Below are 23,047 nucleotides of genomic sequence, written 5' to 3'. Positions count from 1 at the left end.
GTTTTTTATTACCTGAAAAAAAGAAAAAGGCGAAAATGCACATTCCGCGAACTTTGTCTAGCTGACAACTCTGACAGTAGACAACATTCTAACAACTGAATATCTATGAAATACCGCTCGATCAATCGACGGGATACCCCCTACGAGACAGAAGGATTTCATCGTGAACTTCAGAGATTTTTATAACGAAGACAACACCCCTCAGACAAATAACTTCGAAACAGAGGACAACGAATTTCAGTGGCAGATCGATTCTTTATCCACCGAAGCGCAAAGAACATTATTCTATAAATCAAGCACGACAACTAACAACTTATGGATATTTTACGGCTCCGTAGGCTCCGTCGACTCAGAGAATCTTTTTGGTTTTATGCTCGCAGTGCCGTATATCAACGAAGACATACTGAAAGACACTTATACACTTGCAACGGGCTTGTACTGTGACCACAGACATTCAATCAATAAGGGCGGACTGAAAGGCTGGCGAGTTATCCCAGCGGGTGATGCGATATTGAGCATTAAGCTTGATCCTGTACAAGGGACTGTTGAAGGTGAATTCGAAGCGACATTTACAAAAACAAAACCCGACGACACGCTCGAACAAATAAGACCCAAAGGTACTTTCAATTTAAAAAGAGATGACTTGAAAGCCAAACAGTATTTTGAGGCATTGCCGGATACTGTTTGATGTACCGCAAAGAAATAGCGGGAAGTTGGCCTGTGATTTTTTGGTGTTGTCTGTGATGCCGCTTTCGCGAGCAGGCTCGCTCCTACATTGGATATGCGGTGGTCACAGATATGTGCCCGACAACAATCCCCTGTAGGAGTGAGCCTGCTCGCGATGCGGCCATAACAGCCAGTTAAATTATTGAGGCAACTTCAGCTTATCCAGCAGCCGATTGACCAACAGCTCGATGAGCATGATCACCTGTTGTAGCGCCAGCAACGGTTTGCGCTCCGGGCCGCCGATTGAGTTGGCGATGTTGCCGGCCATGGCGTGGGCGTATGAAAGCGACTCGCTAGCCTCGACCAGGAGGGTTTCGTCATCCAGCGTGGGGTCGACGAGATAGACGGGGCGAAACTTGGGCGAGCTTGGTGGAGCACCCAGGGCTTCGGGTCGGAGGTAGTAGTCGAGGGCGCGGTCGGTTGCTTCTTTGATCTTTTGCGGGCTGAGCGCTGGGTCGTGGGGGATTGGATCAGTGGCTGGAGGGTTGGGCGTGATTTTGAACATGGATGAAACTCCTATCGCAGTTTAAGGAACCATCACCCTCGCTACCAAACGAGTGGGTGGTGGCCGTACGCGGGTTGGTAGACCGGCTGCAATAGGAACCCGGCGCTCACGAGTGAGCCCCACGCATGACCACCATTGAACTGGGCCTCTACAAAGAGACAGAACAGGGTGTTGCCACACGGCTATTACAGACGGGCTACCAAACCCGATCACTGATTTGCAGTGACAGGCAAACGATATAGCCCGGCCCATAGCCGCGTAAGCCGGCGGATTCTGGCGTACGCGTAGGTAACGGCGCAAGGTGTTGTAGGCCCGATGGCGTAACGGATTGTGTGATTTAAACGTGCTTACAGGATTGCGTTTGCGGGCAGAAAAAGCGCGAAGTCGGGCTGTGATTTTAATGTTTTCTGTGATGCCGCTTTCGCGAGCAAGCTCGCTCCCACATTTGGACCGGGTGCATCAGTGAGAGGTTGGTTAGTCGTCAGGCCGTCATCGCGAGCAGGCTCGCTCCTACATTGGATATGCGGTGGTCACAGATATGTGCCCGACAACAATCCCCTGTAGGAGTGAGCCTGCTCGCGATGCGGCCATAAGAGCCAGCGAAATTACTGAGGCAACTTCAGCTTATCCAGCAGTCGATTGACCAACAGTTCGTTGAGCATGATCACCTGTTGCAGCGCCAGCAACGGTTTGCGCTCCGGGCCGCCTATCGAGTTGGCGATGTTGCCGGCCATGGCGTGGGCGTATGAAAGCGACTCGCTAGCCTCGACCAGGAGGGTTTCGTCATCCAGCGTGGGGTCGACGAGATAGACGGGGCGAAACTTGGGCGAGCTTGCTGGAGCACCCAGGGCTTCGGGTCGGAGGTAGTAGTCGAGGGCGCGATCCGTCGCTTCTTTTGTCTTTTGAGACTCAAGCGCTGGGTCGTGAGGGGTTGGGTCGATGCCCGGAGGGTTTGGCGTGGCTTTGAACATAAATATCTAATTCCTGATCAAGGGCCGCGACCGTTCTCTACTAAAAGAAGGGTGGCGGCTGTGCGCAGGTTAGTAGACCGGAGGAATTAGCAAGACCGGCGCGCTCGAAAGCGCCCTGAGCACAGCCACCATTGAGTACAGGCAGATGCGCCTGACTTTATGGGACCTATGCACTTACTAAAACCATACGAGCTACTAAACCCGACCACTGATGGGCAGTGGCAGGCAAACGATATAGCCCGCGCTATGGTCGTGTAAGCCGGCGGATTCTGGCGTACGCGTAGGTAACGGCGCAAGGTGTTGTAGGCCCGATGGCGTAACGGCTCGTGTACTTTAAACGCGCTCGCGGAATCATGTTTACGCACAGGAAATGCTGGGTAGTGAGCGCTACCAGTTCTTGATCGTATCAGCGAAATAGCCCCTCACCCTAGCCCTCTCCCAGAGGGAGAGGGGACTGATCGAGGTGTTTGGTAGAGTTACGCCGACGTGAAAGTCCGAGTTGAACGCAAATTTTGAGAGGCCCACCATCGGCTCCCTCTCCCTCGGGAGAGGGCTGGGCGGGCGGCGTTCCGATGAGGGGCAAGAGCACCACAAAACCAAAGCCGAACACCCGCTTTTCACCACTCAATAGGCCGAGTGTCAGCTCGCCTGCTTTTGATCTTGATCCACGGGCGACGTCGGAAGGCTGAGTGGAGGGATTGATCCGGGGGTGGGAGCGCAGCGACCGTTTGGCGAAGCCAAACACAGCGAGAGGAGGTGCAGCGAAGCAAACCGTAGGCGCTGCGCCCGGATCGATCCCGGAGCGAAGGAACCCCGAGCTTTAGCGAGCGGGCCGTACGTAGGAGCAAGCCTTTTGGGTTACCTTTTCGGCGTTTGGAAAAGGTGACCCGCCGTAAGGGCGGAACCCTGAGCGGCCTTTACCGCAGCAACGGATATGTACCCAAAACGAAAAACCGTGTCGCATCTGAAATCGATCCCCCTCACCCCAGCCCTCTCCCCCATGGGGGCGAGGGGGAAAGGGAGCAGATCTTCATGCAGTTCAAAATCTCAACCCAGCTCGGTCAGTTGCTGAGAAACTCGGCTATTTTCTGCGCAGCGCTGGCCAAATGCTGTTCATGGGTAAACCCGGAAACCTTTAATGGCTTGAGATCATGATCGCCGGCAGCTAACCACGCCACCTCAATACTCGGTGACAAGGTGTAAGCCTCGACAGCCTCACGATTACCCAGCGCATCCCGCTCACCCTGCACAATCAAAGTCCGCGTCTGCAAAGAAGCCAAATGCTCAACCCGAGGCTTCTCCGGCTTCCCCACTGCATAAAACGGATATCCCAGACACACCAGCGCATCAGCCCCCAACTCATCAGCAAGCAGACTCGCCATCCGCCCACCCATCGACTTCCCGCCAATGGCCAAAACCCCAGCGACATGACGCCGCACCTCGGCATACACCTCACGCCAACATTCCTGCAGTTTCGCAGCAGGATTCGGCGGCCGCTTCACCCCATCCACCCGCCGCTGCGCCATATACGCAAACTCAAACCGCAACACATTCACCCCAAGCCCGGCAAGGCGCCCAGCCATATCATTCATCCAGTCACTGTCCATCGGCGCCCCCGCCCCATGCGCCAGGATCAACGTCGCAGAAACTTCACCATTGGCGGCATCCCAAAGCCACCCATGATCACGCACGCACTGCGCCCATTGATCCCCGTCAATACTGGCCTTGTGCTGTTTGTCCATGCTTGCCTCGCTTTTAGTCTGCCTATAACTCCAGACGAAGGATTCGCCGCGTGTTGCGCGCGCGCTCACTTCGGCTGAACCGTGGATGGGGAACCATGAACACTTCTATCAGTACCGCCTACAACTACAAGGTGGTCCGCCAATTCGCCATTATGACGGTGGTGTGGGGCATCGTCGGCATGGGCCTCGGGGTTTTTCTCGCGGCCCAATTGGTCTGGCCCGAACTCAACTTCAATTTGCCCTGGACCAGTTTCGGCCGTCTGCGCCCGCTGCACACCAACGCGGTGATCTTCGCGTTCGGTGGCTGTGCGCTGTTCGCCAGTTCGTTCTACTCGGTGCAACGCACCTGCCAGACCCAGTTGTTTGCACCAAAAATCGCCGCGTTCTGCTTCTGGGGCTGGCAGTTGGTGATCCTGCTGGCGGCGATCAGCCTGCCACTGGGTTACACCAGTTCCAAGGAATACGCTGAGCTGGAATGGCCGATCGACATCCTGATCACCATCGTCTGGGTCGCCTACGCCATCGTGTTCTTCGGCACGATCATGCAGCGCAAGACCAAGCACATTTATGTGGGCAACTGGTTCTTCGGCGCGTTCATCATCACCGTGGCGATTCTGCACATCGTCAACAACCTTGAGTTGCCGGTGAGTTTCACCAAGTCGTACTCGGTGTACGCCGGTGCAACCGACGCGATGGTGCAATGGTGGTACGGCCACAACGCCGTAGGCTTTTTCCTCACCGCCGGTTTCCTCGGGATGATGTACTACTTTGTGCCGAAACAGGCCGAGCGCCCGGTGTATTCGTATCGCCTGTCGATCGTGCACTTCTGGGCCCTTATCACCCTGTACATCTGGGCCGGCCCGCACCACTTGCACTACACCGCGCTGCCGGACTGGGCACAGTCGCTGGGCATGGTGATGTCGCTGATCCTGCTGGCACCGAGCTGGGGCGGCATGATCAACGGCATGATGACCCTGTCGGGCGCCTGGCATAAGTTGCGCAGCGACCCGATCCTGCGTTTCCTCGTGGTCTCGCTGGCGTTCTACGGCATGTCGACCTTCGAAGGTCCGATGATGGCGATCAAGACCGTCAACGCCCTCTCCCACTACACCGACTGGACCATCGGCCACGTACACGCCGGCGCCCTCGGTTGGGTGGCGATGATTTCCATCGGCGCGCTGTACCACATGATCCCGAAAATCTTCGGCAAAGCGCAGATGCACAGCGTCGGCCTGATCAACGCGCACTTCTGGCTCGCGACCATCGGCACCGTGCTCTACATCGCCTCGATGTGGGTCAACGGCATCGCCCAAGGCCTGATGTGGCGCGCAGTGAACGAGGACGGCACGCTGACCTACTCCTTCGTCGAAACCCTGGTGGCCAGCCATCCAGGCTTCGTCGTGCGGCTGATTGGCGGGGCGATCTTCCTCAGCGGCATGTTCCTGATGGCTTACAACACCTGGCGCACCGTGCGGGCCTCGCAGCCTGCTGACGTCGTTGCTGCCGCGCAGATGGCCTGAGGAGTCCGCCATGAAACACGAAACGATTGAAAAGAACGTCGGCCTGTTGATGTTGCTCATGGTGTTCGCCGTGAGCATCGGCGGCCTGACCCAGATCGTCCCGCTGTTCTTCCAGGACGTTACCAACAAACCGGTGGAAGGCATGAAGCCCTACACCGCGCTGCAACTGGAAGGCCGCGACATCTACATCCGCGAAGGCTGCGTCGGTTGCCACTCGCAGATGATCCGCCCGTTCCGCGCCGAAACCGAGCGCTACGGGCACTACTCGGTTGCGGGCGAAAGCGTCTGGGATCACCCGTTCCTGTGGGGTTCGAAACGAACCGGTCCGGACCTGGCCCGGGTCGGCGCACGCTACTCGGATGACTGGCACCGCGCGCACTTGTACAACCCGCGCAACGTCGTACCGGAATCGAAAATGCCGGCCTACCCATGGCTGGTTACGCAAGCGGTCGACAGCAGCCACACCGAAACCAAGCTCAAGACCATGCGCACCCTCGGCGTGCCGTACACCGACGACGACATCAGCGGCGCGGTGGCCAGCCTCAAGGGCAAGACCGAAATGGACGCCCTCGTCTCCTACCTGCAAGTGCTCGGCACTGCGATCAAGAGCAAGAGGTGAGCACGATGATCATTGAAATGAGTGCAGGTCTGATTCGCGGCCTCGGCACGGTCGTGGTGTTCGTCGCCTTCGTCGGTTTGACGCTTTGGGTGTTCAACCGCAAGCGCACGCCGGAATTCGCCGAAGCACGTCTGCTGCCGTTTGCCGACGAGCCACAGCCCGAACAAAACCAAGCATCTGAAACAAGGAGTACCCGGCCATGACCACCTTCTGGAGTACGTGGATCTGCGTACTGACCATCGGCAGCCTGATCGGCCTGACGTGGCTGCTGATCGGCACCCGCCGGGGCGAAACCAAGGGCAGCGTCGACCAGACCATGGGCCACAGCTTCGACGGCATCGAGGAATACGACAACCCGCTGCCGCAGTGGTGGTTCATGCTATTCGCCGGCACGCTGGTGTTTTCCGTGGGCTATCTGATCCTCTATCCGGGTCTGGGCAACTGGAAAGGCATCCTGCCGGGTTACGAGGATGGCTGGACCGGCGTGCACGAGTGGGAAAAGGAGATGAACAAAGCCGATGCCAAGTTCGGGCCGATCTTCGCCAAGTTTGCCGCCATGCCGGTGGAAGAAGTGGCGAAGGATCCACAAGCGCTGAAAATGGGTGGCCGCTTGTTCGCCTCCAACTGCTCGGTATGCCACGGCTCCGACGCCAAAGGTGCGTTCGGTTTCCCTAACCTCGCCGACAGCAACTGGCGCTGGGGTGGCGAAGCCGAGACCATCAAGACCACCATCATGGGTGGCCGGATGGCGGCGATGCCGGCCTGGGGCGAAGTGCTCGGCGAGGCCGGGGTGAAGAACGTGGCCGCTTATGTGCGTCACGAGCTGGCCGGTCTGCCATTGCCCGCCGACAGCAAGGCCGACCTGCAAGCCGGACAGCAAGCGTTCAGCACCACTTGCGTAGCCTGTCATGGGGCAACCGGCCACGGCACTGAAGCCATGGGTGCGCCGAATCTGACGCACCCGGCCGGGTTTATCTACGGCACCAGCCTGACCCAACTCGAGCAGACCATTCGCCATGGTCGTCAGGGTCATATGCCGGCGCAGAACGAACTGCTGGGTAACGATAAAGTGCAATTGCTGGCCGCTTATGTGTACAGCCTTTCGCACGGATTGAATACAGAAAAACTGATTACTGAAGACAACAAGAAGTAATCATTGCGTACACCTCTGCCGCACCATTCTCGGTGCGGCAGCATCCAGCCCCTTTGCGACGCATTGTCGCACCCCTTCACACCCTCTCCTTTCGGTTCCTCTGATTCGGGTCTACGCTTGCTCGATGCGGACTGGCTTGTGCCGGTTCCAGGTCAACGCTGACTGCTGTGTTCCGCGAACCGGCTGACTGATGTGGCCGCAAACGCCGGTAGATACCGGCTGTCGTGCCATTCACCGTCCGTCACCCGAACCGAGCGTTTGAACACACCCCGTTACAAGCGACCTGAACCCCTCGCTTTTTTCGTCCGCTGCGACATTTTGTCCGAGGCTGATTTTGTCCTTACGCGGCGCATGGAAAGGCCGCAGAATCAGCGTTGGAAAGCATTGACCCAGGTCATGGCGCGTTGCAATGACCCCCTGCTCTCTGCATACTTGCGGCCGATTTTAATCCTAATAAAACACCCAAACCGTGGAACCTTAGAATGAGCACAGCAATCAGTCCGACTGCTTATAACTATAAGGTAGTCCGCCAGTTCGCCATCATGACGGTGGTCTGGGGGATCCTTGGCATGGGGCTCGGTGTCTTCATCGCCTCGCAACTGGTTTGGCCGGAGTTGAACTTCGGTCTGCCGTGGACGAGCTTTGGACGCCTGCGCCCGTTGCACACAAACCTGGTGATTTTCGCCTTCGGTGGTTGTGCACTGTTTGCCACTTCCTACTATGTCGTGCAGCGAACCTGCCAGACGCGACTGATTTCCGACAGCCTCGCCGCCTTCACCTTCTGGGGCTGGCAAGCGGTAATCGTCGGCGCAATCATTACCTTGCCGCTGGGTTACACCACCACCAAGGAATACGCGGAACTGGAATGGCCGATCGCCATTTTGCTGGCCATTGTCTGGGTCACCTACGGTCTGGTGTTCTTCGGCACCATCACCAAGCGCAAAACCAAGCACATCTACGTGGGTAACTGGTTCTACGGTGCGTTCATCGTGGTCACGGCGATGCTGCACATCGTCAACCACATGTCGCTACCGGTGAACCTGTTCAAGTCCTACTCCGCCTACTCGGGCGCGACCGATGCGATGATCCAGTGGTGGTACGGCCACAACGCCGTAGGCTTCTTCCTCACCACCGGTTTCCTCGGGATGATGTACTACTTCGTGCCGAAACAGGCCGAACGTCCGATCTACTCCTATCGCTTGTCGATCGTGCACTTCTGGGCACTGATCACCCTGTACATCTGGGCCGGCCCGCACCACTTGCACTACACCGCCCTGCCGGATTGGGCACAATCGCTGGGCATGGCGATGTCGATCATCCTCCTGGCGCCAAGCTGGGGCGGCATGATCAACGGCATGATGACCCTGTCGGGCGCCTGGCATAAGCTGCGCACCGACCCGATCCTGCGCTTCCTTGTGGTCTCGCTGGCGTTCTACGGCATGTCGACCTTCGAAGGTCCGATGATGGCGATCAAGACCGTCAACTCGCTCTCGCACTACACCGACTGGACCATCGGCCACGTACACGCCGGCGCTCTGGGCTGGGTGGCGATGATCTCGATCGGCGCGATCTACCACATGATCCCGCGTCTGTTCGGCCGTGCGCAGATGCACAGTGTTGGCCTGATCAACGCGCACTTCTGGCTCGCGACCATCGGCACCGTGCTGTACATCGCGTCGATGTGGGTCAACGGCATCACTCAGGGCCTGATGTGGCGTGCAATCAACGACGACGGCACCCTCACCTACTCGTTCGTTGAAGCGCTGCAAGCCAGCCACCCGGGCTACATCGTCCGTGCGCTGGGCGGTGCATTCTTCGCCAGCGGCATGTTCCTGATGGCTTACAACGTCTGGCGCACCGTGCGCGCCTCGAACCCGGCTGAAGCCGAAGCCGCTGCCCAGATCGCTGTCGTTGGAGCTCACTGATGAAGCATGAAGCTGTCGAGAAGAATATTGGCCTGCTGGCCTTCTTCATGGTCATCGCCGTCAGCGTTGGCGGCCTGACCCAAATCGTTCCGCTGTTTTTCCAGGACGTCACCAACAAGCCGGTCGAAGGCATGAAGCCGCGTTCGGCGCTGGAACTGGAAGGCCGCGACGTTTACATCGCCAACGGTTGTGTCGGCTGCCACTCGCAGATGATCCGACCGTTCCGCGCCGAAACCGAACGCTATGGCCACTACTCGGTCGCCGGTGAAAGCGTCTGGGATCACCCGTTCCTGTGGGGTTCCAAACGTACCGGTCCGGATCTGGCTCGCGTCGGTGGTCGTTACTCCGATGACTGGCAACGTGCGCACTTGTACAACCCGCGCAACGTGGTGCCTGAGTCGAAAATGCCGGCTTACCCGTTCCTCGTGGAAAACAAGCTCGACGGCAAGGAAACCGCCAAGAAAATGGAGGTTTTGCGCACCCTCGGCGTCCCTTACACCGACGAAGACATCGCCGGTGCACAGGATGCCGTGAAGGGCAAAACCGAAATGGACGCGCTGGTGGCCTATCTGCAAGGCCTGGGCACCATCATCAAAAGCAAACGGTGAATCAGATGGATATCGGGATGATTCGTGGCCTGGGCACCGTTGTTGTGATGGTGGCCTTCATCGGTCTGGCGCTGTGGGTGTTCAGCCCCAAGCGCAAGTCGGAGTTTGAAGACGCGACCTTGCTGCCTTTCGCGGATGATCCCGAAGCCATCAAGCACGTCGAGCAAGCTTCTAGGAGTAACAAAGAATGACTACATTCTGGAGTCTGTACGTCACAGTCCTCAGTCTCGGTACGATCTTCGCCCTGACCTGGCTGCTGCTGTCGACCCGCAAGGGCCAGCGCAGCGAGCAGACGGACGAGACGGTCGGGCATTCCTTCGACGGAATCGAGGAGTACGACAACCCACTGCCGAAATGGTGGTTCATGCTGTTTGTCGGCACCATCATTTTTGCCCTGGGTTACCTGGTGCTGTACCCGGGTTTGGGCAACTGGAAAGGCCTGCTGCCGGGCTATAACTACCTCGATAACGACAAGCAGACTGCGTTCGCCAACGGCCAGACCGGCTGGACCGGCGTGCACGAGTGGGAAAAGGAAATGGCTCGCTCGGACGCCAAGTTCGGTCCGATCTTCGCCAAATTCGCTGCCATGCCAATCGAAGAAGTCGCCAAGGATCCGCAAGCACTGAAGATGGGCGGCCGTCTGTTCGCCTCCAACTGCTCGGTGTGCCACGGTTCCGACGCCAAGGGTGCCTACGGTTTTCCTAACCTGACCGACGCCGACTGGCGCTGGGGCGGCGAGCCGGAAACCATCAAGACCACCATCATGGGCGGTCGTCACGCGGTGATGCCGGCCTGGGCGGAAGTCATTGGTGAGCAAGGCGTTGCCGACGTGGCAGCGTTTGTCGTGACCAATCTGGATGGGCGCAAACTGCCGGAAGGCACCAAGGCTGATCCGGCCAATGGCGGCAAACTGTTCGCCGCCAACTGCGTGGCCTGCCACGGTCCGGCCGGCAAAGGCACTCCCGCCATGGGCGCGCCTGACCTGACCCACCCGGGTGCGTTCATCTACGGTTCGAGCTTCGCGCAACTGCAGCAGACCATTCGTTACGGCCGTCAGGGTCAGATGCCTGCGCAGGAACAACTGCAAGGCAACGATAAGGTGCACCTGCTGGCGGCGTATGTTTACAGCCTGTCCCACGGTGAAAAAGCACCGGAAGCGAACGCCGAGTAAGGCCATCGCTTGAAACAGAAAAGGCCCCGCCAATCTTGATTGGCGGGGCCTTTTTTCATGCTGGCATTCATGACTTGAAACGTTTGCTCGATAGACCTGAGGAAAGGTGCCCTGTAGGTTTTTATCACCCCGATGAGCAGCATCGGGTCAACCTTCAAGGATGAAGCCTACATGTCAAAAAATGACGAAAACACATTGCCAAAACGTTTGCAGCCCTGCCCTGATCATCACGCAACACCGGTAAAAACGCCTGCTGCGCCCGCACGCTCAACATCGCCAGACACCATGGACCATCCAGGTAACGGCGGCGGTCTGGACGGTCTCGGCGGCGGGCGATTGCCCTGACGCGGAGCAGCAAAACACAGCGAAAATTTGCCCAATACCCAGCGCCCCTGCCTTCTGGCAGGGGCGCTTTCGCCGGTGCCGTTATGACAGTGATAAACCGATCGTCCGCAACCCGCCTTTTCGATTGCAGCACAAACTTCAAGGTAGTAACGTTTCTACACCCGAATCACTGGAGGCCAAAAATGATGGCCATCACGACCATTTCCAGCCGCGAATTCAATCAGGACACCAGCGCTGCGAAAAAAGCCGCGCATCAGGGTCCGGTCATCATTACCGATCGTGGCAAGCCTGCCCATGTACTACTGAGCATTGAGGAGTACCAGAAGCTGACCGGTAGCCAGGCGAGCATCGTCGATCTGCTGGTCATGCCGAATGCGTCTGACATCGAATTCGAAACCGAGCGCGCCGTCATCACTCCTCGTAGCGTGGATCTGTCCTGATGTTCCTACTCGATACCAATGTCGTTTCCGAGCTGCGAAAACCCCAAGCCGACCAGCACGTGGTGACATGGGCAAACAGCGTCGCTCCGGCCAGCCTGTATCTATCGGCAATTACCGTGCTGGAACTGGAAACCGGCATTCTGCGCATCGAACGCCGTGACCCGCCACAAGGAGCAAGGCTGCGTCACTGGCTCGAGCGTCACGTCAAACCCGCATTTTCGGGAAGAATCCTCTCGGTCGATAGCGCCGTCGCTACCCGATGCGCACAGTTGCATGTGCCTGATCGCAGCAATGAATGCGACGCCTTGATCGCCGCCACCGCGCTTGTACATGGGCTGACGTTGGTCACCCGTAATGTTGCCGATTTTCAACTCAGCGGCGTGCATCTGATCAATCCATGGACCTCTGCCAATCCCTGAATCCGAAAGCCCCGCCAGATCACTGGCGGGGCTTTGATCATGGACGGTTGGCAAAGATTGAATGCACCGCCGTGGTATCGATCAGCGTTCGATTGCGCCACTGATTGTTCCTCACCAGATAGACCTGCAACTGCTTGCGGTCCTCGGTAAAACTGGCAATCAGATAGGTTTGCTGAGACGTACTGCCGCTCAGGTACATGGGCACGCTCCCCTCCCAATAGGCATCACCGCCATCCTTATGCAAATGGCCAGCAAAGATCGCCGTCACTTGATATTTGTTGACCATGTCGTGAAAGCGTTTCTGCTGGGCCTGGGTCCCTTTGTGGTCCAGCGGCTTGTGCATATTGATGATGATCGCGTACCCCGAGGCTCGGGCCAGTCTCAGGTCCTTCTCGAGCCAGTCCAGTGCATGGTTGATTTCAAACGTCGTCGGGTTCAGTGGATGAGCGATCCGTGTGGTGTAAGTCGGCTCGTTATTGAGCTGAACCATATGAACTTCGCCGATATTTTTAGAATAGGCAAGACTGCCGGAATACGTCTTGCCGAGAAATCCACTGGTGATATTCAGATCAAAGCTGTCCACCTTGCCTTCATGATGCTCCTTGAATTCGACGATACTTCCCGCCGCACAGCTATTGCTAAAACAATCATCAACATTGTTTTCATAATCGTGATTACCCAAGCCATACAAGTACTCACCCTTAAAGTACTTGTTCAACATATCTTTCATAAAAGACCGCTGCCAGCCATGACCGAAAGCGGTTATATCACCATTGATCATCAGTGGCACCTGGGCTTGCGAACCATGCTGATTTCTGAAATCAGCAATACTCGCAAGCTGACTGTCGACCAGCCACTTGGAGCGAACTTCGAATTCCGAGTCGGATTCGGGATCACGGTTATCTGTCTTGTCGGTCCAGGGATATTGAGTATCCGAGGCAAACACCATGTGTTTCGGGGTTCCAGTCACAGCCTGAGCGGAGACGACCGAAGCCCATAAACAAACCCCCAGCACTATGCTTGTAAACTTATTGAAAGCCATACTTATAATTCCATTTAAATTAATCAAATACACGCGAACACGTTTTCGCGACAACAGAACTTATTAGAAAAAAGAAAACCTCAAAGCACCAAGCCACAACAATCAAGTAGATATGTTTCCGACACAAAAAAAACCTACAACAATGCCTGATGCAAAAAGCAATGTTCAACGTTGCGCCTTTAACTATTCATTCGGAATCTTGTGCAATTGATAACCTGAAGATGACATCGTCCATGCTCGCCGCCCTCAAGTCGGTCCGGTTTTTTTCACGGCTTGCAGTGGCAATCGCATCGAACCGATCCGCCCTGAACAACAATGGATTAGCCGCTGCGCCAAAACCGTCCATACTCAACAAGTCAATTGACCTGCATCAGGCTTTGCTGCATTCGCTACACCATTCAGGTTTTTTACCCAACGCGACCAAAGGTCGCACCCTTGACCCAGAGCGACCGGCGTATCATTGCGCCACTGCAACACCCCTTTTTGACCTTGGTTCGCACGTATCGACCGAGGCATTTTTCCACTGCCGTGGGATGCAATGATGAGCAATCAGATTCCGGTACACGACGTCACACCACCAAGCAAAAACGCGAACAACAGCGTTGACCTTTACGCCTCAAGAGAAAAAATCTACACCCGTGCCTTCACCGGCCTGTTCCGCAATCTGCGGATGATGGGCGGTGCCGCCTTGTTCCTGCTGTATTTCGGCACGGTTTGGCTGAACTGGGGCGGCCATCAGGCCGTGTGGTGGAATCTGCCGGAGCGCAAGTTCTTCATTTTTGGCGCCACCTTCTGGCCGCAGGACTTCATCCTGCTCTCAGGCCTGTTGATCATTGCCGCGTTCGGTCTGTTCTTCATCACCGTGTATGCCGGGCGCGTCTGGTGCGGTTACACCTGTCCACAAAGCGTGTGGACGTGGATTTTCATGTGGTGCGAGAAGGTCACCGAAGGCGACCGCAACCAGCGCATCAAGCTCGACAAGGCGCCGATGAGCGCCAACAAGTTGCTGCGCAAAGCCGCGAAACACTCGATGTGGCTGCTGATCGGTTTTGTCACCGGCATGACCTTCGTCGGCTACTTCTCGCCAATCCGCGAACTGGTCTTCGAGTTCTTCACCGGCCAAGCTGATGGCTGGTCGTATTTCTGGGTCGGTTTCTTCACCCTCGCCACCTACGGCAACGCCGGCTGGTTGCGCGAGCAGGTGTGCATCTACATGTGTCCGTATGCGCGTTTCCAGAGCGTGATGTTCGACAAGGACACGCTGATTGTTTCGTACGACCCGCGTCGCGGCGAAAGCCGTGGCCCGCGCAAAAAAGGCATCGATTACAAGGCCCAAGGTCTCGGTGACTGCATCGACTGCACCATGTGTGTGCAGGTCTGCCCGACCGGTATCGACATCCGCGATGGTCTGCAAATCGAGTGCATCGGCTGCGCCGCGTGTATCGATGCCTGCGACAGCATCATGGACAAAATGGACTACCCGCGCGGGTTGATCAGCTACACCACCGAACACAACCTGTCCGGGCAGAAAACCCATAAACTGCGGCCACGCCTGATCGGCTACGCCGTGGTGCTGCTGGCGATGATCAGCCTGTTGGTCACCGCGTTCTTCATGCGTTCGCTGGTCGGTTTTGACGTCAGCAAGGACCGCGTGCTGTACCGCGAAAACGCTGAAGGCCGGATCGAAAACGTCTACAGCCTGAAGATCATGAACAAGGATCAGCGCGACCACACCTACGTGCTGGAAGCCAGCGGACTTGCCGGATCTGCGCCTGCAAGGCAAGCGCGAGATCAAGGTCGCGGCCGGCGATATCGTCAGCATGCCGGTCGAGTTGTCGAGCGCACCGGAACAACTGCCGTCAAGCACCAACGAGGTGAAATTCCTCCTCAAGGATGCCGATGACGACAGCGTCCACGTTGAAGCCAAGAGCCGATTCATCGGCCCACAAATCCGTTGAGAGAACTGAACATGCCCGCAGCAAACGCCGCAAGTCCCTGGTACAAGCACCTTTGGCCATGGATCATCATCGGGATTCTGGCCTGTTCGGTGACTCTGACCCTGTCCATGGTGACCATCGCGGTGAACAACCCGGACAACCTCGTCAACGACAACTATTACGAGGCCGGCAAAGGCATCAACCGTTCGCTGGACCGTGAACTGTTGGCGCAGACTCTGAAGATGCGTGCGGCGGTGCATCTGGATGGCGTGACCGGTGAAGTCGATTTGCGCTTGAGCGGTGACAGTCAGCCGAAGACTCTGGAACTGAATCTGATCTCACCAACTCAGCCGGAGAAGGATCGCAAGATCGTGTTGACCCGCAGCGAAACTGAAACCGGGCGTTACATCGGTCAATTGGGTGACAAGGTCGAAGGTCGCCGGTTTGTCGAATTGCTCGGCAGTCAGGATGATCACGTGTGGCGCATGTTCGAGGAAGAGCTGGTGAGCCATGACAAGGATCTGTTGCTCGGTGATGAGCCGCTGCAAGGTGCCGAAGACTTGAAGAAGTAAACAACTTCAAAAGCCCCCTCACCCTAGCCCTCTCCCCCAGGAGAGGGAACTGATCTCGAGCGTTTGCACGTTTTGTGTATGACAGTGAAAATCCAGGCTCACACCGATCGGCTCCTTCTCCCTCCAGGAGAGGGAACTGATCTTGAGCGTTTGCACGTTTAGTGTATGACAGTGAAAATCCAGGCTCACACCGATCGGCTCCTTCTCCCTCCGGGAGAGGGAACTGATCTCGAGCGTTTGCACGTTTTGTGTATGACAGTGAAAATCCAGGCTCACACTGATCGGCTCCCTCTCCCTCCGGGAGAGGGCTGGGGTGAGGGCAAGCGGACAACCCTAATGCAAGGGCTTAACCCCTCAACGATGCCATGACCACCCCACTCCCCTGCTACCACTGCGCCCTGCCCGTTCCGTCCGGCAGCCGCTTCACCGCTGTTGTACTCGGGCAATCCCGCGAATTCTGCTGCCCGGGTTGTCAGGCCGTGGCTGAAGCGATCGTCGCCGGTGGTCTGGAAAGCTATTACCAACACCGCAGCGAAGCCTCGGCCAACCCCGAAGCATTGCCGGTGCAACTGACCGACGAACTGGCGCTGTACGACCGCGCCGATGTCCAGCAACCCTTCGTCCGCCACGAAGGCGAACTGGCCGAAACTACCCTGTTGATGGAAGGCATCAGTTGCGCCGCCTGCGGCTGGCTGATCGAAAAACACCTGCGCACGCTGCCTGCCGTGGCCGAAGCGCGACTGAACCTGTCCAACCATCGTTTGCACGTACGCTGGGCCGATGCGCAATTGCCGCTGAGCCAAGTGCTCGCCGAACTGCGCCACATCGGTTACGCCGCCCACCCGTATCAGGCCGATCGCGCCAGCGAACAACTGGCCAGCGAAAACCGCCTCGCCCTGCGCCAGCTCGGCGTCGCCGGGCTGCTGTGGTTTCAGGCGATGATGGCGACCATGGCAACCTGGCCGGAATTCAACATCGACCTCAGCCCCGAGCTGCATACGATTCTGCGCTGGGTCGCACTGTTCCTGACCACGCCGATCGTCTTCTACAGCTGCGCGCCGTTCTTCAAAGGCGCAATGCGCGATCTGCGCACGCGCCACCTGACCATGGATGTTTCGGTGTCGCTGGCGATCGGCAGTGCCTACATCGCCGGGATCTGGACCTCGATCACCGGGGTCGGCGAGTTGTATTTCGATGCGGTCGGCATGTTTGCACTGTTCCTGCTCGCCGGGCGCTATCTGGAACGTCGTGCCCGCGAGCGCACCGCCGCCGCGACGGCGCAACTTGTGAATCTATTGCCTGCCTCGTGTCTGCGGCTGGACAAAAACGGCCAGAGCGAACGCATCCTGCTCAGCGAGCTACGCCTCGGCGAGCGGATTCTGGTGCAGGCCGGCTCGATTCTGCCGGCGGATGGCAAAATCATCGACGGCCAGTCGAGCATCGACGAATCGCTGCTCACCGGCGAATACCTGCCGCAACCGCGCGTACCGGGCGATGCGGTCACTGCCGGCACGCTCAACGTTGAAGGCGCGCTGACCGTGGAAGTGCAGGCGCTGGGCCAAGACACGCGCCTGTCGGCCATTGTCCGTCTGCTCGACCGCGCCCAGGCAGAGAAACCGCGACTGGCGGAAATCGCCGACCGCGCCGCGCAATGGTTCCTGCTGCTATCACTGATCGCCGCAGCCGCCATTGGCCTGCTCTGGTGGGAGCTGGATTCATCTCGGGCGTTCTGGATTGTCCTGGCCATGCTCGTCGCCACCTGCCCGTGCGCCCTGTCGCTAGCGACGCCGACCGCGCTCACGGCCGCCACCGGCACCTTGCACAAACTTGGGTTGCTGCTGACTCGCGGCCATGTGCTGGAAGGCCTGAATCAGATCGACACAGTGATCTTCGACAAAACCGGCACCCTCACCGAAGGGCGACTGGTGCTGCGTTCGATTCGCCCACTTGCGGCGCTCGACAGTGATCAATGTCTGAGCCTCGCCGCCGCTTTGGAAAACCGTTCGGAGCACCCGATCGCCCGCGCTTTCGGCCGTGCGCCGCTGGCCGCCGAAGACGTCCACAGCACGCCGGGGCTTGGCCTCGAAGGTCTGGTGGGTGGGCAGCGTTTGCGCATCGGCCAGGCGGAGTTTGTCTGCGCCCTCAGCGGCGCTGCAACACCGTCGATGCCGGACGAGGCGGGCCAGTGGCTGCTGCTTGCCGACACTCAGGGGCCACTGGCCTGGTTCGTCCTCGATGATCGCCTGCGCGACGATGCCCCTGCCCTGCTCGCCGCCTGCAAGGCACGCGGCTGGCGCACATTGCTATTGTCCGGCGACAGCTCGCCGATGGTCGCCAGCGTTGCCGCTGAACTCGGTATCGACGAAGCCCGTGGCGGCTTGCGCCCGGACGACAAACTGCAAGTCCTACAGCAGTTGCACAAGGAAGGTCGCAAAGTGCTGATGCTTGGCGACGGCGTAAATGATGTGCCGGTGCTCGCGGCGGCCGACATCAGTGTCGCCATGGGTTCGGCCACCGATCTGGCGAAAACCAGTGCTGATGCGGTGCTGCTGTCCAACCGCCTCGACGCCTTGGTGCAGGCGTTCACCCTCGCGCGCCGCACCCGTCGGGTAATCATCGAGAACCTGCTGTGGGCGGCGCTGTACAATGGCCTCATGTTGCCGTTCGCCGCCCTCGGCTGGATCACGCCGGTGTGGGCCGCCGTCGGCATGTCGATCAGTTCGTTGACCGTGGTGCTCAACGCGCTGCGCCTGACTCGCTTGCCGAGTCCGCCGCCCGCCAGCACCCGATCGCACACCCGCCCGCTGCCGGCCTGAGCCGCGCGGGCGCCTGGAGTACAGATGCCAGCTCTTTACGTGATGATTCCGGCCGCGCTGCTGATCGTGGCCATCGCCGTGTACATCTTTTTCTGGGCGGTGGACAGCGGTCAGTACGACGACCTCGACGGCCCGGCGCATAGCATCCTGTTCGATGATCAGGATCCGAACCACACCGCCGCCGTGGACGAAGCCAATTCCAACAAACCCGACGACAAGGCCCCACCCCATGCTTGAACTGGCGCCCTTGCTGGTCTCGGCATTGATCCTCGGCCTGCTCGGTGGCGGTCATTGTTTGGGCATGTGCGGCGGTTTGATGGGCGCGCTGACCCTGGCGATTCCCAAGGAACAGCGCAGCCGCCGCTTTCGTTTGCTGCTGGCGTATAACCTTGGGCGAATTCTCAGTTATGCCACGGCGGGCCTGCTGATCGGCTTGGCCGGGTGGGCGGTGGCGAACAGTCCGGCGGCGCTGTTCATGCGTGTGCTGGCCGGGTTGTTGTTGATTGCCATGGGTTTGTATCTGGCCGGCTGGTGGAGCGGGCTGACGCGCATTGAAAGTTTGGGGCGCGGTCTGTGGCGCTACATTCAGCCGGTCGCCAATCGCTTGCTGCCAGTGTCGAGTCTGCCTCGCGCGCTATTGCTTGGCGCGTTGTGGGGCTGGCTGCCGTGTGGGCTGGTTTACAGCACATTGCTGTGGTCGGCGAGTCAGGGCAATGCACTGGACAGTGCGTTGCTGATGCTTGCGTTTGGCCTCGGCACCTGGCCGGTATTGCTCGCCACGGGCCTTGCGGCAGAACGCGTCACGGCCATTTTGCGCAAACGCAGCGTGCGCATGGCCGGTGGATTGCTGGTGATCCTGTTCGGGATCTGGACCCTGCCTGGCCCTCATCAGCATTGGCTCATGGGCCATTAAGATCAGAAGATCGCAGCCTTCGGCAGCTCCTACCTTTGGAATGCGTTTCCCTGTAGGAGCTGCCGAAGGCTGCGATCTTTTGATCTTATGCTGTTGATGCAAATCAAGAGCCCCATCGCCGCCCCCCGATAGACTCGCTCACACTGCCAGCCTATCCGGGGGAATGCCCGCATGCTCGACGCCATTCGTTGGGACTCTGATCTGATCCGCCGCTACGACCTGGCGGGGCCGCGCTACACCTCGTATCCGACCGCCGTGCAATTTCACAGTCAGGTCGGCACGTTCGACTTGTTCCATGCCCTGCGCGACAGCCGCAAGGCTCTGCGCCCCTTGTCGCTGTACGTGCATGTGCCGTTCTGCGCGAACATTTGCTACTACTGCGCGTGCAACAAGGTCATCACCAAGGATCGCGGCCGCGCGCTGCCCTACCTGCAGCGGCTGGAGCAGGAAATCCAGTTGATCGCCTGCCACCTCGACCCGGCCCAGAAAGTCGAGCAATTGCACTTTGGCGGCGGCACCCCGACCTTCCTCAGCCATGACGAACTGCGCCAGTTGATGGCGCACCTGCGCAAGCACTTCAATCTGCTGGACGACGACTCCGGCGACTACGGTATCGAGATCGATCCGCGCGAAGCCGACTGGTCGACCATGGGCCTGCTGCGCGAACTCGGCTTCAACCGGGTCAGCATCGGCCTGCAGGATCTTGATCCGGCGGTGCAGCGCGCGGTCAATCGCCTGCAAAGTCTGGAGGAAACCCGCGCAGTGATCGATGCGGCGCGCACCCTGCAATTTCGCTCGATCAATATCGACTTGATTTACGGCTTGCCCAAGCAGACCCCGGAAAACTTCGCCCGCACCGTTGAAGAGGTTATCAGCCTGCAACCGGACCGACTCTCGGTGTTCAACTATGCACACCTGCCGGAGCGCTTCATGCCGCAGCGGCGGATCAATGGCAATGAGTTGCCGGCGCCGGCGCAGAAGCTGGAAATGCTCGAGCGCACCATCGAACAACTGACCGCCGCCGGCTATCGCTACATCGGCATGGATCACTTCGCGCTGCCTGACGATGAACTGGCCATTGCCCAGGAAGAGCAGACCCTGCAACGCAACTTCCAGGGTTACACCACCCACGGCCATTGCGATTTGATTGGTCTGGGGGTGTCGGCCATCAGCCAGATCGGCGACCTGTACTGCCAGAACAGCAGCGACCTCAACTCCTATCAGAACACCCTCGCCGCCGCGCAACTGGCGACCAGCCGGGGTCTGGTGTGCAACGCCGATGATCGCTTGCGCCGAGCGGTGATCCAGCAACTGATCTGCAATTTCAGTCTGGAATTCGCCGAGATCGAGCAGCAGTTCAACATCGATTTTCAGGGTTATTTCGGCGCGCTGTGGCCGCAACTGCAAGGCATGGCCAACGATGGCCTGATTGAGCTGGATCGCGAGCGGATTGCCGTGTTGCCGGCGGGGCGCCTGCTGGTGCGCTCAGTGTGCATGGTGTTCGATGCGTATCTGGAACAGCAAAACCGCCAGCGGTTTTCGCGGGTGATCTAGTTTTTCGTCAGCAACGAACCGACTTTCATATTCTGATCCGCCGTCAGGCCCGACTGCCCCACCACTTTGGACAAGGCCAGGTTGGCGGTGATCAGACCCGTATTCAACGCGGCGATGGCGCCGCGCAGAGCGGCCACCTTGATGATCTTTTCTTCGTTGGAAAGGCGCTTGTCGGCCATGACCGCTTCGATGAGCGCCTTTTTCTCGGCAATCTGCTTTTGCAATTTGCGGATCATTTTCAGCAATTGCTGGATGTTCTCCGGCAAGCCGCTGTCTTCGATGTCGCTGTTTTCGCCACCAGTACTGGCAGCCTTTTCAATCGATGCACCGGACAGCGACACTTTGACGCCCTCGACCAAGGTCGGGGTTGCCTCTTCGGACGAACCCGGGTCGCGTGCATTGCCTGACGCCGCTTTAAACGTTTCCGGCACTGCCGCAACGTCGCTGTTACCGGGGCCCAGCGTGCCAATGACGGCCATCGATTCGTTCCTTGTATGCACTTTGATACCTGTTTATCGGCTGCTGGCCCTGTGGCTTTACGCCTGTGGGCAAAGTCGCCCCAGACTGGCCTGAATGTCCTCCCGTGAGTTACCCTTACGGCTTATGTGTGTTTTCCCACAAGGATCTAAGAAATGTCCGAGCCAGTTAAACTGCGCGCTCACAACCAGGCCCATTGCAAGGATTGCAGCCTGGCCCCTCTCTGCCTGCCACTTTCTCTGAATCTGGAAGACATGGATGCGCTGGACGAAATCGTTAAACGCGGCCGCCCGCTGAAAAAGGGCGAGTTCCTGTTCCGCCAGGGCGACACGTTCGATTCCGTTTATGCAGTACGCTCCGGCGCCCTGAAGACCTTCAGCCTGAGCGACAGCGGCGAAGAACAGCTCACCGGTTTCCACCTGCCGAGCGAACTGGTCGGCCTGTCCGGCATGGACACCGAGAAGCATCCGGTCTCCGCCCAAGCGCTGGAAACCACCTCGGTCTGCGAAATCCCGTTTGAACGCCTTGACGAGTTGGCCCTGCAACTGCCGCAGCTGCGCCGCCAGTTGATGCGCGTGATGAGCCGGGAAATCCGCGATGACCAGCAAATGATGTTGCTGCTGTCGAAGAAAACCGCCGACGAGCGCATCGCCACGTTCTTGGTCAACCTGTCGGCTCGCTTCCGCGCTCGCGGTTTTTCCGCCAACCAGTTCCGCCTGAGCATGTCGCGCAATGAAATCGGTAACTACCTCGGTCTGGCGGTAGAAACCGTGTCCCGCGTCTTCACCCGTTTCCAGCAGAACGAACTGATCGCCGCCGAGGGCAAGGAGATTCATATCCTCGACCCGATCCAGCTCTGCGCGCTGGCCGGTGGCTCGATCGAAGGCTGATCTCGATCCGCGGTTGAGCGAAGCGTTTCAGCCGCGGGTATACTGCGCCGTTTGCAGCCCTGCCAGGACACCTCGACGATGGTCTTCGACTCCTTCGACATCAAATCGCTTATCCGCCCTGTGATCGACTTCCCGAAACCGGGCGTGATCTTTCGCGACATCACCCCGCTGTTCCAGTCGCCAACGGCCCTGCGCCTGGTGATGGACAGCTTCGCCCACCGCTACGTCGAAGCCGACTTCACCCACATCGGTGCGATGGATGCCCGCGGTTTTCTGATCGGTTCGGTATTGGCCTATCAGTTGAACAAGCCGCTGGTGCTGTTCCGCAAGCAAGGTAAATTGCCAGCTGATGTGTTGGCGGAAGGTTACGCAACCGAATACGGCGAAGCGTTCCTCGAAGTGCACGCCGACAGCCTGTGTGAAGGCGATTCGGTGGTGATGTTCGATGATTTGATTGCCACTGGCGGCACGCTGATTGCGGCGGCCAACCTGATTCGCCGCATGGGCGCGCGGGTGCATGAAGCGGCGGCGATTATTGATTTGCCGGAGTTGCAAGGTTCGCAGCGCCTGCAGGACATGGGTATCCCTACCTTCTGCCTGACGCAGTTTGCGTTGACCGATAAGTAAGCGGCGCCCTTCAGGCCGACATCGCGAGCAGGCTCACTCCTACAATTTGGAATGCGTTCCACTGTAGGAGTGAGC

Annotated in this window: 24 protein-coding genes and 1 pseudogene; 20 read left to right on the top strand and 5 right to left on the bottom strand. The window is 58.4% G+C overall.

The window, feature by feature from the left end; translation table 11 throughout:
• Window positions 1-163 precede the first annotated feature (163 nt).
• A complete protein-coding gene (locus tag ACZZ0A_RS06100; RefSeq protein ID WP_463542648.1) occupies window positions 164-688 on the top strand; it encodes a hypothetical protein in 525 nt (174 codons plus the stop codon).
• Window positions 689-865: 177 nt separating this feature from the next.
• Here the strand turns inward: ACZZ0A_RS06100 and ACZZ0A_RS06095 are convergent, their stop codons facing one another.
• From ACZZ0A_RS06095 to ACZZ0A_RS06085, 3 genes are all read right to left on the bottom strand, one after another.
• Window positions 866-1,231: a DUF6124 family protein gene (locus ACZZ0A_RS06095; protein ID WP_463542647.1), complete on the bottom strand. Its 366-nt coding sequence runs from the start codon at window positions 1,229-1,231 to the stop codon at window positions 866-868.
• 605 nt (window positions 1,232-1,836) lie between these two features.
• The gene (locus tag ACZZ0A_RS06090; RefSeq protein ID WP_463542646.1) at window positions 1,837-2,202 is read right to left on the bottom strand and encodes a DUF6124 family protein; all 366 of its coding nucleotides are present in this window, start codon (window positions 2,200-2,202) and stop codon (window positions 1,837-1,839) included.
• A gap of 1,061 nt (window positions 2,203-3,263) precedes the next feature.
• Window positions 3,264-3,944 carry an alpha/beta family hydrolase gene (locus ACZZ0A_RS06085; RefSeq protein ID WP_463542645.1) on the bottom strand — a complete coding sequence of 227 codons (681 nt, stop codon included), beginning with the start codon at window positions 3,942-3,944 and terminating at the stop codon, window positions 3,264-3,266.
• Between the two features lie 95 nt (window positions 3,945-4,039).
• Here ACZZ0A_RS06085 and ccoN (ACZZ0A_RS06080) point away from each other — a divergent pair, with 95 nt between their 5' ends.
• The 10 genes from ccoN (ACZZ0A_RS06080) (at window position 4,040) to ACZZ0A_RS06035 (ending at window position 12,144) form a co-directional block, all read left to right on the top strand.
• Window positions 4,040-5,464 carry a cytochrome-c oxidase, cbb3-type subunit I gene (ccoN, locus tag ACZZ0A_RS06080; protein WP_008082029.1) on the top strand — a complete coding sequence of 475 codons (1,425 nt, stop codon included), beginning with the start codon at window positions 4,040-4,042 and terminating at the stop codon, window positions 5,462-5,464.
• Between the two features lie 10 nt (window positions 5,465-5,474).
• Window positions 5,475-6,083: a cytochrome-c oxidase, cbb3-type subunit II gene (gene ccoO, locus ACZZ0A_RS06075; protein ID WP_003223389.1), complete on the top strand. Its 609-nt coding sequence runs from the start codon at window positions 5,475-5,477 to the stop codon at window positions 6,081-6,083.
• Between the two features lie 5 nt (window positions 6,084-6,088).
• Complete coding sequence (locus tag ACZZ0A_RS06070) at window positions 6,089-6,286, top strand: cbb3-type cytochrome oxidase subunit 3 (protein ID WP_007917155.1); 198 nt, start codon at window positions 6,089-6,091, stop codon at window positions 6,284-6,286.
• A complete protein-coding gene (gene ccoP / locus ACZZ0A_RS06065) occupies window positions 6,283-7,236 on the top strand; it encodes a cytochrome-c oxidase, cbb3-type subunit III (RefSeq protein WP_007917157.1) in 954 nt (317 codons plus the stop codon). Before ACZZ0A_RS06070 ends, ccoP (ACZZ0A_RS06065) begins: the two co-directional genes overlap by 4 nt.
• A 482-nt stretch (window positions 7,237-7,718) precedes the next feature.
• A complete protein-coding gene (ccoN, locus tag ACZZ0A_RS06060; RefSeq protein ID WP_007917159.1) occupies window positions 7,719-9,161 on the top strand; it encodes a cytochrome-c oxidase, cbb3-type subunit I in 1,443 nt (480 codons plus the stop codon).
• Complete coding sequence (gene ccoO / locus ACZZ0A_RS06055) at window positions 9,161-9,769, top strand: cytochrome-c oxidase, cbb3-type subunit II (RefSeq protein ID WP_007917161.1); 609 nt, start codon at window positions 9,161-9,163, stop codon at window positions 9,767-9,769. The genes ccoN (ACZZ0A_RS06060) and ccoO (ACZZ0A_RS06055) overlap by 1 nt, the downstream gene beginning before the upstream one ends.
• A 5-nt stretch (window positions 9,770-9,774) precedes the next feature.
• On the top strand, window positions 9,775-9,960 hold the full coding sequence (locus tag ACZZ0A_RS06050) for a CcoQ/FixQ family Cbb3-type cytochrome c oxidase assembly chaperone (RefSeq protein ID WP_003175465.1): 186 nt from the start codon (window positions 9,775-9,777) through the stop codon (window positions 9,958-9,960).
• Window positions 9,957-10,940, top strand: coding sequence for a cytochrome-c oxidase, cbb3-type subunit III (gene ccoP, locus ACZZ0A_RS06045; RefSeq protein ID WP_007917163.1), 984 nt, complete (start codon window positions 9,957-9,959; stop codon window positions 10,938-10,940). Before ACZZ0A_RS06050 ends, ccoP (ACZZ0A_RS06045) begins: the two co-directional genes overlap by 4 nt.
• A 530-nt stretch (window positions 10,941-11,470) precedes the next feature.
• Window positions 11,471-11,725 carry a type II toxin-antitoxin system Phd/YefM family antitoxin gene (locus ACZZ0A_RS06040; protein ID WP_042705038.1) on the top strand — a complete coding sequence of 85 codons (255 nt, stop codon included), beginning with the start codon at window positions 11,471-11,473 and terminating at the stop codon, window positions 11,723-11,725.
• Window positions 11,725-12,144, top strand: coding sequence for a type II toxin-antitoxin system VapC family toxin (locus ACZZ0A_RS06035; RefSeq protein ID WP_007917175.1), 420 nt, complete (start codon window positions 11,725-11,727; stop codon window positions 12,142-12,144). Before ACZZ0A_RS06040 ends, ACZZ0A_RS06035 begins: the two co-directional genes overlap by 1 nt.
• A gap of 37 nt (window positions 12,145-12,181) precedes the next feature.
• Here the strand turns inward: ACZZ0A_RS06035 and ACZZ0A_RS06030 are convergent, their stop codons facing one another.
• Window positions 12,182-13,186: a metallophosphoesterase family protein gene (locus ACZZ0A_RS06030; protein WP_463542644.1), complete on the bottom strand. Its 1,005-nt coding sequence runs from the start codon at window positions 13,184-13,186 to the stop codon at window positions 12,182-12,184.
• A 149-nt stretch (window positions 13,187-13,335) separates the two neighbouring features.
• Between ACZZ0A_RS06030 and ACZZ0A_RS06025 the strand changes: the two genes are divergently transcribed.
• The 7 genes and pseudogenes from ACZZ0A_RS06025 to hemN all read left to right on the top strand — a co-directional run bounded on the left by ACZZ0A_RS06025 (window position 13,336) and on the right by hemN (window position 20,978).
• The gene (locus ACZZ0A_RS06025; protein ID WP_463542643.1) at window positions 13,336-13,728 is read left to right on the top strand and encodes a hypothetical protein; all 393 of its coding nucleotides are present in this window, start codon (window positions 13,336-13,338) and stop codon (window positions 13,726-13,728) included.
• Window positions 13,728-15,144, top strand: a pseudogene (gene ccoG, locus ACZZ0A_RS06020) (cytochrome c oxidase accessory protein CcoG). Before ACZZ0A_RS06025 ends, ccoG begins: the two are co-directional and overlap by 1 nt.
• 11 nt (window positions 15,145-15,155) lie before the next feature.
• Window positions 15,156-15,695, top strand: a complete 540-nt coding sequence (locus ACZZ0A_RS06015; protein WP_007917181.1) for a FixH family protein — start codon at window positions 15,156-15,158, stop codon at window positions 15,693-15,695.
• 365 nt (window positions 15,696-16,060) lie between these two features.
• Window positions 16,061-18,511 (top strand): heavy metal translocating P-type ATPase, encoded by a 2,451-nt coding sequence (locus tag ACZZ0A_RS06010; protein ID WP_463542642.1) that lies wholly within the window; start codon window positions 16,061-16,063, stop codon window positions 18,509-18,511.
• Between the two features lie 24 nt (window positions 18,512-18,535).
• Complete coding sequence (gene ccoS, locus ACZZ0A_RS06005) at window positions 18,536-18,748, top strand: cbb3-type cytochrome oxidase assembly protein CcoS (RefSeq protein ID WP_007918328.1); 213 nt, start codon at window positions 18,536-18,538, stop codon at window positions 18,746-18,748.
• Entirely contained in the window at window positions 18,741-19,424 is a 684-nt protein-coding gene (locus ACZZ0A_RS06000; RefSeq protein ID WP_016984739.1) for a sulfite exporter TauE/SafE family protein, read from the top strand. The genes ccoS and ACZZ0A_RS06000 overlap by 8 nt, the downstream gene beginning before the upstream one ends.
• Window positions 19,425-19,595: 171 nt before the next feature.
• Window positions 19,596-20,978 carry an oxygen-independent coproporphyrinogen III oxidase gene (gene hemN, locus ACZZ0A_RS05995; RefSeq protein WP_463542641.1) on the top strand — a complete coding sequence of 461 codons (1,383 nt, stop codon included), beginning with the start codon at window positions 19,596-19,598 and terminating at the stop codon, window positions 20,976-20,978.
• Here hemN and ACZZ0A_RS05990 read toward each other — a convergent pair.
• Window positions 20,975-21,457 (bottom strand): hypothetical protein, encoded by a 483-nt coding sequence (locus ACZZ0A_RS05990; RefSeq protein WP_447784365.1) that lies wholly within the window; start codon window positions 21,455-21,457, stop codon window positions 20,975-20,977. The two genes, hemN and ACZZ0A_RS05990, sit on opposite strands and share 4 nt — an antisense overlap.
• A 153-nt stretch (window positions 21,458-21,610) precedes the next feature.
• Here ACZZ0A_RS05990 and fnr point away from each other — a divergent pair, with 153 nt between their 5' ends.
• On the top strand, window positions 21,611-22,345 hold the full coding sequence (gene fnr / locus ACZZ0A_RS05985) for a fumarate/nitrate reduction transcriptional regulator Fnr (RefSeq protein ID WP_007918332.1): 735 nt from the start codon (window positions 21,611-21,613) through the stop codon (window positions 22,343-22,345).
• 78 nt (window positions 22,346-22,423) lie between these two features.
• Window positions 22,424-22,972 carry an adenine phosphoribosyltransferase gene (locus ACZZ0A_RS05980; RefSeq protein ID WP_024012326.1) on the top strand — a complete coding sequence of 183 codons (549 nt, stop codon included), beginning with the start codon at window positions 22,424-22,426 and terminating at the stop codon, window positions 22,970-22,972.
• Window positions 22,973-23,047: the final 75 nt, after the last annotated feature.

The organism is Pseudomonas sp. AC242 (assembly GCF_979258655.1).
This window is presented reverse-complemented; position numbering and strand designations above follow the sequence as displayed.